11 protein-coding genes are annotated in these 15,239 nt (G+C 72.9%); 6 read left to right on the top strand and 5 right to left on the bottom strand.

The annotated features are described in order from the left end of the window. Positions 1-21 precede the first annotated feature (21 nt). The 4 genes from RND61_RS21525 to ssuE all read left to right on the top strand — a co-directional run bounded on the left by RND61_RS21525 (position 22) and on the right by ssuE (position 3,872). On the top strand, positions 22-543 hold the full coding sequence (locus tag RND61_RS21525; RefSeq protein WP_315879672.1) for a cupin domain-containing protein: 522 nt from the start codon (positions 22-24) through the stop codon (positions 541-543). A 112-nt stretch (positions 544-655) separates the two neighbouring features. Next, complete coding sequence (locus RND61_RS21520; RefSeq protein ID WP_315879671.1) at positions 656-1,846, top strand: MFS transporter; 1,191 nt, start codon at positions 656-658, stop codon at positions 1,844-1,846. 317 nt (positions 1,847-2,163) lie between these two features. Beyond that, positions 2,164-2,970: an SDR family NAD(P)-dependent oxidoreductase gene (locus RND61_RS21515; RefSeq protein ID WP_315879670.1), complete on the top strand. Its 807-nt coding sequence runs from the start codon at positions 2,164-2,166 to the stop codon at positions 2,968-2,970. A gap of 302 nt (positions 2,971-3,272) precedes the next feature. Then, positions 3,273-3,872, top strand: coding sequence for an NADPH-dependent FMN reductase (gene ssuE / locus RND61_RS21510; RefSeq protein WP_315879669.1), 600 nt, complete (start codon positions 3,273-3,275; stop codon positions 3,870-3,872). 104 nt (positions 3,873-3,976) lie between these two features. Here ssuE and RND61_RS21505 read toward each other — a convergent pair whose 3' ends face one another. The 4 genes from RND61_RS21505 to RND61_RS21490 form a co-directional block, all read right to left on the bottom strand. After that, entirely contained in the window at positions 3,977-4,891 is a 915-nt protein-coding gene (locus RND61_RS21505; RefSeq protein ID WP_315879668.1) for an alpha/beta fold hydrolase, read from the bottom strand. Between the two features lie 545 nt (positions 4,892-5,436). Then, the gene (locus RND61_RS21500; protein ID WP_315879667.1) at positions 5,437-7,098 is read right to left on the bottom strand and encodes a 2-isopropylmalate synthase; all 1,662 of its coding nucleotides are present in this window, start codon (positions 7,096-7,098) and stop codon (positions 5,437-5,439) included. A gap of 226 nt (positions 7,099-7,324) precedes the next feature. After that, positions 7,325-8,437 carry a Leu/Phe/Val dehydrogenase gene (locus RND61_RS21495; protein WP_315879666.1) on the bottom strand — a complete coding sequence of 371 codons (1,113 nt, stop codon included), beginning with the start codon at positions 8,435-8,437 and terminating at the stop codon, positions 7,325-7,327. 61 nt (positions 8,438-8,498) lie between these two features. After that, positions 8,499-10,280 (bottom strand): PHA/PHB synthase family protein, encoded by a 1,782-nt coding sequence (locus tag RND61_RS21490; protein ID WP_315879665.1) that lies wholly within the window; start codon positions 10,278-10,280, stop codon positions 8,499-8,501. A gap of 584 nt (positions 10,281-10,864) precedes the next feature. Between RND61_RS21490 and RND61_RS21485 the strand changes: the two genes are divergently transcribed. Further along, on the top strand, positions 10,865-12,592 hold the full coding sequence (locus tag RND61_RS21485; RefSeq protein ID WP_315879664.1) for a long-chain-fatty-acid--CoA ligase: 1,728 nt from the start codon (positions 10,865-10,867) through the stop codon (positions 12,590-12,592). Positions 12,593-12,643: 51 nt separating this feature from the next. Here RND61_RS21485 and RND61_RS21480 read toward each other — a convergent pair whose 3' ends face one another. Continuing rightward, the gene (locus RND61_RS21480; protein WP_315879663.1) at positions 12,644-12,985 is read right to left on the bottom strand and encodes a transposase; all 342 of its coding nucleotides are present in this window, start codon (positions 12,983-12,985) and stop codon (positions 12,644-12,646) included. A gap of 485 nt (positions 12,986-13,470) precedes the next feature. Between RND61_RS21480 and RND61_RS21475 the strand changes: the two genes are divergently transcribed. Then, a complete protein-coding gene (locus RND61_RS21475; RefSeq protein ID WP_315879662.1) occupies positions 13,471-15,216 on the top strand; it encodes an alpha-keto acid decarboxylase family protein in 1,746 nt (581 codons plus the stop codon). The last annotated feature ends 23 nt before the right edge of the window (positions 15,217-15,239 follow it).

Below are 15,239 nucleotides of genomic sequence, written 5' to 3'. Positions count from 1 at the left end.
GAACCGACGCAAAGGAACACCATGACCTTCCCGGACATGGCCCGTGACGAGAAGGGCCGCCTGATCCCGGAGTCCGAGCAGACCGCGGTGTGGCTGCTCGGCGGCCTGGCGCAGATACGCGTGCCCGGCTCGGCCACCCGGAACTCCTTCACCGTCGTCCAGCACACCGGCAACCGCGGCTACAACACCCCGCTGCACGTCCACGACTACGAGGACGAGGTCTTCATCGTCCTGGACGGCACCCTGCGCATGGTCTGCGACGGCGAGGAGCAGGTCGCCGAGGCCGGCAGCACGATGATCGTCCCGCGGAACGTTCCGCACGGCTTCGTGACCACTTCGGACAACGCTCGTTTCCTGACCATCCACTCCACACCGCAACCGGACCGCCGCCCGCAGTTCGACCTCTTCCTGGAAGCGGAGCTGCCGCACGCCAAGACGCTCACCCTGCCCACCGAGGACCTCGCCGGCCCGGACCTCGACCACCTGATCGCGCTGGGTTCCGCGTACGCGTTCCGCTACGCCGGCCCGCCACCCGCCCCGTGAGGGGCATCCCGCGGGGCACCCCCGGCCGGGGCCCGACGCGCCGTCCACCGCGGCGCGTCGGGCCCGGCCCCGCGGGCGACAGTCGCGTCCACCCCGAATCAGAAGAGACAGCATGTCGTTGAAGCTCGTTGCCCTGATGCTGTGCGTGTTCGGCATCACCTCCGGTGAGTTCGTCATCGCCGGCATCCTGCCGGACGTCGCCGACGACCTGGAGGTGTCGATCCCCTCCGCCGGACTCCTGGTCACGGCGTACGCCATCGGAATGATCGTCGGCGGTCCGGTGCTGACCGCGCTCACAGCGCGCTACCCGCGCAAACCGCTCATCGTGGGCCTCATGGTGATCGTGGTGATCGGGAACCTCGCCTCGGCGCTGGCCCCGGTGTACTCCGTCCTGTTCGTGGCACGCGTCGTGACCGCGCTGATCACCGCCACCTTCTTCGCCAACGCGGTCGTCATCGCCGTGTCCACGGCCCCGGAGGGCAAGCAGGCCTCCACCGTGTCCAAGCTGGCCTTCGGGATGAACCTGTCGATGATGCTCGGTGCGCCGCTCGGCACCTTCATCGGCAACAACTTCGGCTGGCGCGCCACCTTCGGCGTCATCGCCGTCGTGTGCCTGCTCGGCCTGCTGCTGGTGCTGCCGTCGGTGCCGAACGTGGCGGGCGCGACACCGGGGGGCTCGGCCGTGGCCGAACTGCGGGTGTTCCGCAGCCGGGACGTCCAGCTCGCGATCCTCATCACCGCCGTCGCCAACATGGGCCTGCTGATGGTGTTCACCTACTTCGCGCCGCTGCTCACCGACGTCTCCGGATTCGCCGCCGGCTCGGTCGCGGTGCTGCTGGTCGTGTACGGCGTCGGCGCGGCGGTCGGGAACTTCGCCGGCGGCTGGCTGTCCGACCGGGCCCTGATGCCGTCGCAGGTCGCGCTGCTGGGGCTGCTCGCCGCGGGCCTGCTGTTGACCTGGGCGGTTAGCGGCAGCACCGTGGCCGCCGCCGTGATGGTGTTCTTCGTCGGCGCGCTCGGCTTCTCCGTCATCCCCGGCATGCAGACCCGGGTCCTGAACACCGCCAGTTCGGCACCGACCCTGGCCATCGCGGTGAACGCCTCCGCCTACCAGGTCGCCGCCGCGCTGGCCGGCTGGCTGGGCGGTCTGGTCATCGACGGCCCCGGTCTGCGCTCCGTCTACCTCGCCGCCGCCGCGGTCACCGTCCTCGGCATCCTCGTGAGCTGCTACGCCTGGTACCGGGACCGCGCCACGGCCGCCTCCGGGTCCCCGGAGACGGCGGTGGAGACCTCGCCGGCCTGACGCCCGTACCGTACGGGCACCCCGCGAGGAGGAACCCCGAGCCGCGCGTCCGCCCCGGTCACCGGCGGCCGGAGCGGGCGCCGCGGCTCACGGGGGCTTACGGGTGCTCACGGGTGCTCACGGGGCCGTACGGCCACCGGCCGGTACGGCCCGCCCGACGGCGGACGCGGGAGGCCCAGCGGCACCGGCACCGGCACCGGCACTCACACCGGTACCGGCGAGTCCTGGCCTCCCACCCGCGTCACGCGTCACCCCTTCCCCACCGACCCCATGTCCGAAGGGAGCAGGGCCGACCCGACCGGGCGGCACCGCCACCGATGAGCGCACACTTCCCGCACCGCATCTCCGACAGCACCGCCCTCCGGCACCGGCTGGAGGGCAAGGTGGCCCTGGTGACAGGCGCCAGTTCCGGTATCGGCGAGGCCGCCGCGAAGGCGCTGGCCGCCCAAGGCGCGGCCGTGGTCCTGGCGGCCCGCCGCCGCGCGGACCTGGACCGGGTCGCCGGGCAGATCACCGCCGCCGGCGGCACCGCGGCCGTCGTACGCGCCGACGTCACCGTCGACGAGGACGTCGCCGCCGCGGTGCGCACCGCCGAGGAGCGCTTCGGCGGGCTGGACATCGCCTTCAACAACGCCGGCTCGCTCGGCACCCCCGGGCTGATCGCGGAGCAGAAGCCCGAGACCTGGGCCGAGGACGTCGGCAAGGTGCTCACCAGTGTGTTCCTGTCCATGCGGCACGAGATCCCCGCCCTCCAGCGCAGAGGGGGCGGAGTGATCGTGAACAACGCCTCCCAGCTCGGTGTCGTCGGATTCGGTGCCGGGATCAGCTCCTACGTGGCCGGCAAGCACGGGGTGGTCGGCCTGACGAAGGCCGCCGCGCTGGAGTACGCCGGGCAGAACATCCGGGTCAACGCCCTGGCGCTGGCATCGGTGGACACGCCGATGTACCGCTCCACGGTCGGGGGGAGCCAGGAGAAGGCGGACATGTTCGCCGCTCTGCACCCGCTCGGCCGCGTCGCGACCCCCGAGGAGGCCGCCTCGGCGGTGGTCTACCTCGCCGGGGACGAGGCGGGCTTCTTCACCGGCTCGGTGCTGGTCATGGACGGCGGGTGGACCGCGCAGTGACCCCGCGACCACCCCCGGCCGCCGGAGGACACCCCGCCGGCGGCCGGGCCGGAGGTGCCGCCCGTGACCGGCCGGACCCCCGCGCCGCGCCCCGGCCACACCGCGGGCACCACGGCACGGGCTTCCGCCCCGGCGGTCTCCCCGGGCACCCGCGGACAGCCCCGGGGGCCGGCGCGGCGTCCCGCGCCGCACCGGGCACCCGTGCCACCACCGGCACGGGGCCGGTCGCGCCCGGCCCCGCACGGTCCCCCGGTAGCCCCCCGGCGGCCGTACCCGTCCCGTCGCCCGCGAAGGAGCCCCCGATGACCTCCCTGCTCGCGATATCCGCGAGTCCCTCGGCGCGCTCGCGCACCGCCGCGGTCGCCGCCCACCTGGTGCAGCGCCTGTCCCGTGCCGGCTTCCGCACCGCGCACCTGAGGGTCCGGGACCTGCCGGCGGCGGAGCTGCTGGCCGGGCGGACCGACCACCCCGTGATGCGCCGGGCGCTGGACGCGGTGGCCGCCGCCGACGGCGTCCTCGTGGCCACCCCCGTCTACCAGGCCGCCTACAGCGGCCTGCTGAAGACCTTCCTCGACGTGCTGCCGCAGTCCGGGCTGGCCGGGAAAACGGTGCTGCCGGTGATGACCGGCGGCAGCCTCGCACACGCGCTCGCCCCCCACTACGCCCTGCAGCCGGTGTTGGTGGCGCTGGGCGCCCGGCACGTCGTCCGCGGCGCGTTCGTACTCGACCACTCGATCGGCGTCGACGGCGACGGCCTCCCCCCGGTCTCCGGGGACGCCGCGCCCCGGCTCGACCGCGCCCTCGAGGAGTTCGTCGCCGCCCTGCCGCCCAAGGAGCCCTCCGCCTCCGGGGCCCTCCACGCGGTCCGGTTCGGCGACCCGGCCGCGCCCCGTACGCACTGACCCCCGGCGCCGTGCGCACGGTCGGTCGGGCGGTCGCCCCGAGTGCCCGGGCCGGTTCCCGGGCCGCGACGGCCCGGGGCCTGTGGTGACGTGCTCCGCGGGCGTCACCCCATGTGCACGGGTGTCTGTCCGCCGCTGGTGACGCCCTCGCCCGTGGAGTGGGCGAGGAACGGGCGGACGGCCCTGAGCAGTTCGTCGGCGGCTTCCATCGGTACCAAGTGCCCGGCGCGGGGGACCAGTTTCAGCCGTCCGTCATGCAGACGGCGGCGGGCGGCGATCCCCTGCCAGAAGGGCACCAGGACGTCCTGGAGGCCCCAGGCCACCAACGTGGGCATCGGCAGTTCCGGCAGTCGCCCGAGAAGGAGGTTCCTCTGCCCCAGCGGTCCCACCGAGGTGCGCTGCGAGCGCAGCGTCATGGACAGGGCACCGGGCGAGGAGACGGCCTTGACCTGGCTGGACCACCAGGGGGACGGGATGCGCCAGGGGCGGCAGGACCCCACGGCCGCCACCGCCGTCACGAGCAGGCGCGGCCCGAAGGGCAGACGGGGGATCAGCCACTTCGTCAGGTCGCCCAGGGGTGTGAGGGCCAGCACCAGCTTCGCCGGGTTGATGGCGCGTCCCATACCGGCGGGGCTCACGAGCACCAGGGACGGCACGCTGCCCGGCTGCTGCAGCGCCATGTTCACCGCCACGGCACCCCCGAAGGAGTGCCCGACGACCACGGGACGCTCGGCACGGACCGCTCGGGCGAACTTCCACGCGAACGCCGCCATGGCCGCCGGGTCGGCGCCGGGGACCGGTTCGCTGTAGCCGTAGCCCGGCAGGTCCACGGCGATGACCCGGTAGCCGTCCGCGAGCCCCTTGAGGACTCCGTACCACTGTTCGGATGCACAGCCTTCGCTGGGGATCAGCAGTACGGGGTCTCCGCGTCCGGCTTCGAGGTAGCGGGTCGATGTCCCGCCCACGTCGATCCGGCGTTCCCTCACGGTCTGCCCGTGTGCAGCGGTGGTTCTGTTCATCGTGGTCTCCCGTCTCGTCCGGTGCGGGGCGGGCCGCAGCGCGCCCGGGTGCGGTGTGGTGCGGTGGGGTGCGGTGCCGCCGGAAAGCGAACGGAGGTTCTCCCGGCGCCGGGCCGCACCTGCTGACGACCGGTGGGCCGCGGGGGGAGGGGCGTGCCCGAGCCGGAACCGGACCTTCCCCGCACGGAAGGCGACCCGGGTCCGTGCGGTGGAACCCGTACGTTCCCCGGGGTCACGCCGGCGCCCTCCCCCGGCGGCCGGTGACGCGGGTGACGGCACCGTGACGCGCGGCCCGTCGGCGCCGGCAAGGCGTATGGAGCGGGTCCGGGGGGCGGGCTCGCCCCGTGGCGTGCGCGCCTGCTCGTACGGCGGTGTCCGCACGCGCCGAGTCCCACCGCGCGGTCCGTCCCGGCGCGCCTTCCGGTCCACCGCGCGCGGCGGGCGGAAGGGTCCCGGTGACCGGGGCGGCGTGCGGGCCCCGCGCCCCGCGGAGGGGACGCGCGGTGCGGGGCGCGCGGTGCGGGGCGCGCGGAGCTCCGGGCCGCTCACGGGGCGGGCGCCTTCAGGGACGCGGCCGGGGCGTTCCGTGTCCGCGGCTCCTCGGACCGGGCCCGCCGGACCGTCGCCAGCACCGCGCCCCGGACGGCTTCCGCCTCGTCCGCGTGGAGGCCCACCCCCCACAGGGCACGCGTGTCCGTACCCTGGACGACCTCGCAGAAGGCGACGTGGCCGGCGCGGCCCTCGCGCCGGTCGACGATGAGGTCCCGCACCGTGGCCGGTGTGAGCAGAGTGGCGAGCAGGTGCTGAGCCCGTTCGCGCCAGTCGCCGGGGCACCGGTCGAGGTCGAAGGTCGTTTCCGGACCGCCCGCCGCGGCTCCCCGCCCTACCTCCGTACCCGGTGTGACGTACCGGTCCACGAAGGTCTGCCAGAGCTCGTCCGCGCCGACCTCACCGCCCTGCTTCTCGCAGAGCTTTTGCATGACGTGGGCGAAGTCGATCTGCAGCCTCCTGGGCAGGACCACGCCCTGGGTGCTCCGCAGCAGGTGGGCGATGCCGCCCTTGCCCGACTGGGTGTTGATGCGGATCAGGGCCTGGTAGCTGCCGCCGATGTCGCGGGGGTCGACCGGGAGGTAGGGCACGTCCCAGAAGGCGTCGGCGTCCTCCTCCTCACGGGCACGGAGACCTTTGGCGATGGCGTCCTGGTGCGTGCCGGCGAAGGAGGTGAACACGAACTCGCCCACCCAGGGGTGGCGACTGGAGACCGGGAGCTGGCTGCACTTCTCCGCCACCCGCCGTATGCCGTCCAAGTCGTGCAGGTCGAGCATGGGGTCGATGCCCTGGGAGAACAGGTTCATCGCCAGGGTGGGCACACAGACGTTGCCCGTGCGCTCACCGTTGCCGAACAGGCAGCCCTCCACGCGGTCGGCGCCGGCCAGCAGTGCCAGCTCGGTCGCGGCGACGGCGCTGCCGCGGTCGTTGTGCGGGTGCACGGTGAGGATGGTGCGGTCGCGGTGCGCCAGCTCCCGGCTCATGTACTCGACGCGGTCCGCGAACTCGTGCGGGGGGTACGCCTCGACGGTCGCGGGCAGGGTGATCCGCAGGGTGCGGTCGGTACGGGGGGCGCAGTACTCCTGCACCGCGTTGCAGACCTCCAGGGCGAAGTCGGGCTCGGTCTGGGTGAAGGACTCGGGCAGGAAGGACAGCAGGATCTCGGTTTCCGGTGTCGTCTCCTGCAGGTGCACTGCCTGCCGGGCGCCTGCGAGGGCCATCGCCAGCATCTCCTCGCGGCTGGCGCGGAAGACCACCCGGCGCTGGGCGGTGGAGGTCGGGATGATGTACTGCACGATCGCCTTGCGGGCGCCGCGGACCGCGGCGACGCTGCGTTCGAGGGCTTCGGCACGGATCGGCGTGAGGACCTGGATGACGACGTCGTCGGGAATGGCGTCGGTCTCGATCAGGTGCCGCACGAAGTCGTATTCGTCCTGGGACGCGGCGGGGTAGCCGACCTCGATCTCCTTGAAGCCGATGGACACCAGGAGGTCGAACATCTCGCGTTTGCGGGCGACGTCCATCGGGTCGATCAGGGCCTGGTTGCCGTCCCGGAGGTCCACACTGCACCAGAGGGGTGCCTCGGTCAGCCGCCGGCCGGGCCAGGTGCGGTCGGCCAGCCCGATCGGCTCGTACGGCGCGTACTTGTGAAAGGGCATGCCGCTGGGTGTCTGCACCCCCCTGTGCTGCGGGGGGAAAGTCCGGCGCGGCTGCTGAAGGCCACTCATCTCGTCCTCCTCCGGGAATCGGGGATGGGGGATCGGGACCGTAAAGACCGGTCGGGCCGTGGTGCCGGCACGGCGGAGCGTCCACGGGACGACGCGTACGCTCCGGCGCCGCGGTCGGGGCCCGTCCGGGTCCGGTACGCCCCCTCCGTCCGTGTGGTCACCGCGGTCGCGGCCCTCCCGCCGCGGTCCGCGCGTCCGCGGCGGTGGCGATGCGCTGTTCGGCGATCTGGTCGGCGGCGGTACCGGGCAGGATGTCCTCCGCCCTGGCGCGTTCCAGGACGGCCAGCGTCGTGTCGAAGATCCGCTCCACCTTCGTCATGCTCTGCTGGGGCGTGGCCCCGCGCAGATCCCCGGCGGCCTGGATCACCCCGCCGGCGTTGACGACGTAGTCCGGGAGGTAGAGGATTCCCCGGTCCGCGAGTTGGCGCTCCACGTCGGGACGGGCCAGCTGGTTGTTGGCCGCGCCGCACACCACCTCGGCCGTGAGCACCGCGGCGACGGCTTCGTCCAGTGCCCCGCCCAGCGCGCAGGGAGCATAGACGTCCATGCCCTTGAGCTGGATCAGCGCTTCGGTGTCGTCCGCGACGACGATCTGGGGGAATTCTTCCGCCAGGCGGCGCACCGGCTTCTCGCGCACGTCGGTGACGGCCACGCGGGCACCCTCGTCGAAGAGGTGCTCCACCAGGAGGCGGCCGACTTTGCCCACTCCTGCGACTCCGACCGTCCGGTCCCGGAGCGAGGGCGTGCCCCAGCGGTGGAGCGCTGCCGCCCGCATGCCCTGGAGCACGCTGAGGGCGGTGAAGACCGACGGGTCTCCCCCGCCGCCGCTCTCCAGCGAGCGGGTCGCGGTCCACCGGCACGTGCGGGCGATCGTGTCCATGTCCGCCGTGTCCGTGCCGACGTCGCACGCCGTCACGTACCGGCCGCCGAGGGAGTCCACGAACCTGCCGTAGGACATCAGCAGTTCCTCGGACTTGATCTGTTCGGGGTCCCCGATGATGACGGCCTTGCCGCCGCCGAAGTCGAGTCCGGCCATGGCGTTCTTGTAGGACATGCCGCGCGAAAGCTTCAGCACGTCGGCGAGAGCCTTCTCGTCGCTGTCGTACGCGTGGAAGCGGGTGCCCCCCAGGGCCGGGCCCAGGGCCGTGGAGTGAAGGGCCACGATGGCTTTCAGGCCCGAGGCGGGATCCTGGAACAGGGCGACTCGTTCGTGGTCGAAGGGGTCCGAGCCGAGAGTGGTGAGGAGTGCCTTGAGGTCGACGGAATGCATGGTGCTCCTCCTTGGGAGAGACGGGTCTTCCTGCGTCGTGCCGGTGGTTCCGGTGGGCGGTTCACGCCGTCGCGGACGGCCGTTCGGGGTCGGGTGCGTTCTTCCAGCGGGGGTTCGTCCACCCGTGGGCGGCCTCGCCGGTGGCGGCGGGCGGGAACGACGGGGCGAGCCGGGCACGGCGACGGCGGACGCGGCGGCGGGGGGACGCCGCGCGGGTCGGGCCGCCGGCGGTCCCGCGGTCACCGGGCAGCACGTAACGCCCGGGTGCGGGGGTGCGGGCCGGATACCGCGCGCTGCCCGTCGTGCGGCTCGGGACGCGCGGGCCCGACCGGGGGCCGAGCCACCGCGACCAGGCCGTCCACCAGGACTCGTGCTGTGAAGCGGCGCGGGCCAGCCAGTCCTGGGGCCTCGGGGGAAGCCCGTCCCCGCCGATGAGGTAGTCGGCCTTGGGGCGTGGCGGGCTGATGATGCCTCCCACGTGTCCCGAGGGCACCAGGTGGAAGGCGACGTCGCCGCCGAGCAGCCGGGCGCTCCGGTACACCGTTTCCCAGGGGATGATGTGGTCGCGGGAGCCGGCCACCACGAACGCGTCCTGCGTGACGGCGGAAAGATCGATGGTCCTGTCATCGATCCGCAATCGACGCTGGGCCAGGGAGTTGTCCGCCGCGATCCGCAGGGTCTGCTTGAAGAGCGTGTCGGGCACGTCTATTCCGTCCTCGCTCCACGCCCAGATGTCGAAGGGTTGCGGCCTGTCGCCCATCAGCCAGCCGGACACGAGCGGTTGCCAGATGGTTTCCCTGGGCCTGAGCAGGTCGAAGAGAAGGCTGATCTTCTTGCCGTCGACGAGGCCGCGCTTGTTGGAGAGCATGCGGGTCAGGAGGTCTATCTCCGCCTCCGACGACTTCTCGCGGCCGTCCGGACCCGCGTAGTCGAGTGCCGACATCAACAGGGTCAGCGATGCCACCCTCGCCTCGCCGCCCGCCGCCAGCCAGGCGGCCGCGGATGCCGCGAACATCCCTCCGGCGCACACTCCCACCAGATGGGCCCGGGGGGCCCCGGTGATCTCCCGTACGACATCCAGGGCGCGCAGTGGGGCCTGCGGCAGGTATTCGTCCAGTCCGAGCCCCGCCTGGTCGGGTTCGGGGTCACGCAGGCTGATGGCGAACACCGTGAAGCCCTCGCGGACCGCCCACTCGACGAGACTGCGGTCGGGGGCCAGGTCGTATATGTAGAACTTGTTCACCCAGGCGGGGACGAACAGCAGCGGCACCTGGTGCACCTCTGCGGTCTGGGGCTCGTACTGGATCAGCTCCATCAGTTCGTTGCGGTACACGACGCGGCCGGGGGTGGCGGCCAAGTCCTCTCCCAGCCGGTAGGCGCCGGGCGGCATCTTGGCCGGCCGCCCCCGGCGGCGCACCACGTCGTGCAGGAGGTTGCCCGAACCGCGGACCAGGCTCACGCCCCGGGTGTCCGCGGCGCGGCGCAGCGCGGCGGGGTTCCCCGGAAGGAAGTTCACGGGGGCCAGGGCCTCGGTGACGACTTGGGCGAGGAACTGCAACTGCTGCCGGCGCCGCACCGGCAGGTAGGGGGCTTCGGCGGCGGCCAGGGTCAATCGGGACCACGTCAGGTAGTACTGCAGAAGACGTTGGTACTTCGGGTCGGAGCTCCAGGCCGGGTCGCTGAAACGCCGGTCGTCGGGTTCCGGGCTCCACAGGGCCGCTGGGGACGTCTGACGCGGCCGCCCCCGGCGGAGGCGCCGGAGCACCTTCGCGCGCCGGTTTCCCGAGGCCGGCCCCACGTCGTTGTCGTCGTAGGCATAGGGCTCGCTGCCGCACGGACTCATCAGGGTGTCTCCTTGCCGGGCCGGCGATCGCACCGGCACTCGATTTCGCAGGGGGGTGGGCCTGTTCCTGTGACGGGCAGGTGGCAGAGGGGGCGGCGGGCAGGGAATTCGGCTCGCCCGTTTCCTGAGAAAGGAATGTAGAGGCGTGCCGGATCCGCCGGCAGGCGTGTTCGTGGCCCGCGGAACGGCTCACCGCCCAAAGGTGCAGTCGGCGCACGGCAGGGCGCGTACCGGCTCCGGCCCACCCCCGCACCACCAGTGCGACAACAGGCGTGTGTCTCATGTGGGGCACTGCGGGGAAATCGCGGTCCCGGGCGGAACGCTCGCGCGAACACCCGCCTTTTGGTGTCGCCGGGCCTTGTGGAGGACGTCCCGGGAAGGCCCGCGGGCCGGGGCGCGGAACAGCGGAAAAACCGACCACGACGGCATGTGGCAGTCATGTCCTTTGTCCGGTGGTCGGCGACCACGCGAGACCGGCGGGGAGGACGACAGGCGAAGCGGAGGGGAAATACCTTGCCGTTACGGATTCACGAGGGCCCGACAATCCGTTCCATCTGGCACGACACCCGATCCGGAGGATCACCATGCGCAGCACCATGCCGGACACTCCGCTCACCATCGCCCGTGTCCTGCAGTACGGCTCCACGGTCCACGGCGCTTCCACCGTGTCCACGTGGAACGGAAACGGATTCGACCGCAGGACCTACGCGGAGACGGGTGAGCGTGCCGCTCGTCTGGCGCACGCGCTCCGCGATCAGCTCGGTGTGCGCACCGGTACCGGACCGTCGAGCGAGCAGAGCGTCATCGGTACCTTCATGTGGAACAACGCCCGCCACCTGGAGCTGTTCCTCGCGGTTCCGGCGATGGGCGCCGTCCTCCACACGCTCAACCCGCGCATGCCGGCCGAGCAGTTGGCCCACACCCTCAAGGACGCGGGCGACGAGGTCATCGTCGTGGACGCCGACCTGACCGAGGCGCTCGCCTCCGTGCTGCGCCTCCTGCCCCGAGCGGTGCGGCACGTCGTCGTCGCCGGTTCCGGCGAACGCGCGGCGCTCGCCGGGCTCGCCGGTGAGGTGCACCGGTACGAGGAGCTGATCGCCGACCGTCCTCTCGACTACCCCTGGCAGGAGCGGCTCGACGAGCACACCGCCGCGACGATGTGCTACACGTCCGGCACCACCGGCCGCCCCAAAGGGGTGGTCTACAGCCACCGGTCGATATACCTGCACTGCTTTCAGATGATGGCCCCGAGCCACTACGACGTCGGCCAGCGCGACGTCCTCTTCCCCATCGCGCCCATGTTCCACGTGAACGGCTGGAGCATCCCCCACGTCGCGTTCCTCACCGGCGCCGACCTGTTGCTGGCGGACCGGTACTCCCGGACCGCATCGCTCGCCCGCATGATCGAACAAGGGCGGCCGACCTTCAGCGCCGCCGTGCCGACGGTCTGGGCCTCCCTGCTGGAGGAGCTGGACACCCACGCGTACGACACCGGCAGCCTGCGCCGGGTGTTCGTGGGGGGATCCGCGTGCCCTCCCGCCCTGATGGCCGCCTACCGGGACCGGCACTCCATCGACTTCCTGCACGGGTGGGGAATGACCGAGACCCTCGGGGCGGTGAGCGCGGCCGTGCCTCCGGGAGGGGTGGGCGCCGACGAGGAGTGGGCCTACCGCGTCAGCCAGGGGCGGTTCCCGGTGTCGGTCCGCTTCCGGCTCGTCGACCCGGACGGGGCCCTCGTGCCGCACGACGGCGTGTCCGTGGGCGAACTGCAGCTGTGCGGTCCCGACATCACCACGGCCTACCACGGCGGCGTGGGCGCCCTTCCGGTACGGCCGGAGGGGAACTTCACCCCGGACGGCTGGCTGAGGACCGGCGACGTCGGAAGGATAACCCCGGACGGGTTCCTGACCCTCACCGACCGCGTCAAGGACGTCATCAAGTCCGGTGGCGAGTTCATCTCCAGCGTGCACCTCCAGAACACGCTGATGGAGCACCCCGCGGTGTCCGAAGCGGCGGTGGTCGCGGTGCCCGACGAGCGCTGGGGCGAGCGGCCCCTGGCGGTCGTGTCGCTGCGTCAGGACACCGGCGCCGACCCGGAGGAGCTGCGGGACTTCCTGGCCCGCCGCGTCGACTCCTGGATGATGCCCGAACGGTGGGCGGTCGTCGGGGAGATACCGAAGACCTCGGTGGGCAAGTACGACAAGCGCCGCATCCAGGTCCAGTACGAGCAGGGCGGGTTCGACGTCGTCAGCCTCGACAGGCGGCCCGGCAGTGCGCCCGCCACCAGGTCGGCGGAGCATGCCGACAGGTGAGGCGACGGCCTCTCCGGACCGCCCGCGGCGACGGCCCCGCGGCGGCGGACCTCACCGGGACATCGCGGCCTCCACGATCTCCATCGCCCACTCCCGGTCGCAGCCGATCTCCTCGTACTCCAGCACCGCCTGCCGCAGCCGCCCCCACAGCCCGGCCCTCGACCACGAGGCGAAGCGACGGTGCGCCGTGGCCGGGGAGACCTCGAACGAAGGGGGCAGGCGGCGCCAGGCGCACTCGCTGGTGAGGACGAACACCACGGCCGTGAAGACGTCGCGGCTGTCCAGCGGGCCGGTGCCGCCTCCCTGGCTCCGCGGGGCGAACTCGGGGATCAGCGGTGCGAACAGCTCCCACATCCGGTCGGACACCAAACGCCGTGCCAACGTCTCTCCCATGGTCGACATCATGGTGCTCGGCCGGGACCGCACAACCGGGCAGGGCCGTCTCACGTGGTGCCCGGTGCCCGCGGCAGCGATTCCACGGGGCCCTCCCGGCGACGTCCTGCCGCGAACCCGTCCCGACCCCCCGGCCTCCCCGCGCCCACCGCCGTGTGGGACGTGTCCCCGCGAAGGGCCCCGAAGCCCTTCCCCCCCCGTTGCACGCCCGCGCTCCGCCCGGGGCGCGGGGAGCGAGTGGCCCGGCGCACCTCCGCCACCGCCCCGTACGCCTGCCGGCGAAAGCCGAACCGCGTCCACGGTGACGGCCCGGCGGGCACAGCGCCCGGCGGTGACGGCAGGGCGGCGGGCGGTGGCCCACCACGGTCCACCCCGGCGCGGAACCCCGCCGATCGCTCCGCGACACCGCACCCGAAGGCTCACGGCGCGCCGCTCTCCCCCGGCACGTGCGGCGCGGCCGGCCACCCGAGGAAAGGAAGGCACCCATGAAACCCCGGTCGTCCAAAACCGGCGAGACGGTCATCGACCACCTCCTGTACCGCTTGAGCGGCGTGGGGGTGAACCACCTGTTCGGTGTGGCGGGTGACTACAACCTCCCCGTCCTGGACCGTGTGCTCGCCCACCCGAAAGTGAAGTGGATCGGAACCGCGAGCGAGCTCGGCGCCGCCTACGCGGCCGACGGCTACGGTCGCACGCGGGGCTTCGGAGCGCTCCTCACCACGTTCGGCGTGGGGGAGCTGAGCGCGATCAACGGGGTGGCCGGCAGTTACGCCGAGCGGGTCCCGCTGCTCCACATCGTCGTCGGACCGACGCAGGCCTCCGAACGCGCCGGGCTGGTGGTCCACCACACCATGGGGGACGGGGACTTCGACCGGTTCGCCCGCGCGCACCGGCAGGTGGTCTGTGCCGATGCCGTCCTGCGGCCCGGCAACGCCCTCGCCGAGATCGACCGGGTGCTGGCGGCCTGCCTGAACGAGAGCCGCCCCGGCTACCTCCGGGTGCCCCGTGATGTCGCCCTGGCCACCGTCCGGTCACACCGCCCGCCACCGCTCCCCCGCGGGTGGGCCGCCGACCCGGGCAGCCTCGAAGCCTTCCGTGCCGCGGCCCGGGCCCGGCTCGCCGCCGCGGACACCGTCGTGGTGCTGGCCGACTTCCTCGTGGACCGGTTCAAGGCCCGTTCCGAACTGGCCGGTCTGCTGCGGGCAGGTGCCTTCCCCCACGCGGTCCTGGCCACCGGCAAGACCGTCGTCGACGAGAGCGCCCCCGGCTTCCTCGGCCTGTACGCGGGAGCCATGAGCGAGAAGCGGGTCCGTCTCGCCGTCGACAGGGCCGACCTGCTGATCCGTGCCGGGGTGCTGCTCGCCGACATGACCACCGGCAAGTTCACGCACCGTTTCGATCCCGCCGCGGGCATCGACCTCGGGCCCACGACCGCCGCGGTGGACGGCGTCGCCTTCCCGGACGTGCCGCTGGCCGCGGCACTGGGCGTGTTGACGGACCTGGTCGGTGACCTCGCCATGGCCCCCGCCCGCGCCCGACGCCGCGGGCCGGCCGCGCCGGCACGCCGGGTCCCCGCCCTCCCGGCCGTGGCCCCCGGGAGGATCCTCGCCCACGGGCCGAGGCCGTACCGCTCCCTGCGCCCGCTCACCCAGTCCTCCCTGTGGGAGGCGGTGGGCGACGCCATCCGTCCCGGCCACACGGTCGTCGCCGACGACGGCACTTCCATGCTCGGCATCGCCGACCGCCGCTTCCCCCGCGGAGCCCGGTTCATCGCACAACCGATGTGGGCGTCCATCGGCTACAGCCTGCCCGCGCTGCTGGGAGCACAGCTCGCCGACCCCTCCCGCCGCGGAGTGCTGATCGTCGGCGACGGCGCGGCCCAGCTCACCGCCCAGGAACTGGGCACCATCAGCCGCTACCGCCTCAAGCCGATCGTGATCCTGGTCAACAACCACGGCTACACCATCGAGCGGATCACCCACGGTCTCCGCGCCGAGTACAACGACGTCGCCCGGTGGCGCTGGGGCAAGGTACCGGCCGCCCTCGGCGTCTCCCACCCCCTGGTACTGAAAGCCCGTTCCCCGGCCGCGCTGGACCGCGCGCTCGCCCGGGCCGCGGCCACCCCCCACCGCCTCGTCCTGATCGAAGCGGTGACCGGCCGGTACGACGTCCCGCCGGCGCTGAAGCGCCTGGCCATCAACAGGCCGGACAGGGCCCGCTGGGTCGCCTGACGGGTCCGCGCCCGCGGTCGGGC

This window comes from Streptomyces tamarix, assembly GCF_032423885.1.
GTDB lineage: Bacteria > Actinomycetota > Actinomycetes > Streptomycetales > Streptomycetaceae > Streptomyces > Streptomyces tamarix.
This window is presented reverse-complemented; position numbering and strand designations above follow the sequence as displayed.

Excerpts from the sequence above, each read along its gene's own strand:
- RND61_RS21485 (WP_315879664.1), top strand. The coding sequence starts at position 10,865 with ATGCGCAGCACCATGCCGGACACTCCGCTCACCATCGCCCGTGTCCTG.
- RND61_RS21475 (WP_315879662.1), top strand. The coding sequence starts at position 13,471 with ATGAAACCCCGGTCGTCCAAAACCGGCGAGACGGTCATCGACCACCTC.
- RND61_RS21495 (WP_315879666.1), bottom strand. The coding sequence starts at position 8,437 with ATGCATTCCGTCGACCTCAAGGCACTCCTCACCACTCTCGGCTCGGAC.
- RND61_RS21505 (WP_315879668.1), bottom strand. The coding sequence starts at position 4,891 with ATGAACAGAACCACCGCTGCACACGGGCAGACCGTGAGGGAACGCCGG.
- RND61_RS21490 (WP_315879665.1), bottom strand. The coding sequence starts at position 10,280 with ATGAGTCCGTGCGGCAGCGAGCCCTATGCCTACGACGACAACGACGTG.
- RND61_RS21480 (WP_315879663.1), bottom strand. The coding sequence starts at position 12,985 with ATGGGAGAGACGTTGGCACGGCGTTTGGTGTCCGACCGGATGTGGGAG.
- ssuE (WP_315879669.1), top strand. The coding sequence starts at position 3,273 with ATGACCTCCCTGCTCGCGATATCCGCGAGTCCCTCGGCGCGCTCGCGC.
- RND61_RS21525 (WP_315879672.1), top strand. The coding sequence starts at position 22 with ATGACCTTCCCGGACATGGCCCGTGACGAGAAGGGCCGCCTGATCCCG.
- RND61_RS21515 (WP_315879670.1), top strand. The coding sequence starts at position 2,164 with ATGAGCGCACACTTCCCGCACCGCATCTCCGACAGCACCGCCCTCCGG.
- RND61_RS21520 (WP_315879671.1), top strand. The coding sequence starts at position 656 with ATGTCGTTGAAGCTCGTTGCCCTGATGCTGTGCGTGTTCGGCATCACC.
- RND61_RS21500 (WP_315879667.1), bottom strand. The coding sequence starts at position 7,098 with ATGCCCTTTCACAAGTACGCGCCGTACGAGCCGATCGGGCTGGCCGAC.